This window comes from Treponema sp. R6D11, assembly GCF_054786075.1.
Map to the genome: position 1 here is coordinate 1 of NZ_BDHD01000874.1, position 463 is coordinate 463.

Annotated in this window: 1 protein-coding gene; it reads right to left on the bottom strand. The window is 37.8% G+C overall.

The genetic code is table 11. The features are described from left to right. Nucleotides 1-130: 130 nt before the first annotated feature. On the bottom strand, nt 131-463 hold a 333-nt coding region (locus ACYVTD_RS16595), incomplete at its 5' end, for a hypothetical protein (RefSeq protein WP_461248760.1).

Below are 463 nucleotides of genomic sequence, written 5' to 3' on the forward strand. Positions count from 1 at the left end.
GGGTGTGAACCTCTTAAATTGGCAGGTACTTTTATTTTTGTTCCATTTTGATTTATCTGTACGCCTTTAGATAATAGTTCGGCAATATATTCATCAGTCCATGTCTCCTGGGGCAATGTTTCAGTTATAGTCATTGCGTGTTTTTGATCATCAAATGTAAATCCACTATCTGCATAGTTACTCTATATAGAGTTGTTCCTATACAGTACCATACTCTATTTTTAGAGTCAAGGAAAATGGAACCGGAAACTGAATTAATTTTAGAAAAACTTAAGAAAACCAGAGTTTCAAAGAAAATGTCTCTCTTGAACCTTGCCATTTTTGGAGACGCTTCATCTGCCATGTTTTGAGACTCTACAGCATAGGCAAATCCCGCAGCCGGTACTCGCCCATAATTCCCCATTCCCATCTCTTGAGATTTTTTGCTACAACCTACCGCAAACAAAATCGCCGCAGTTAATAT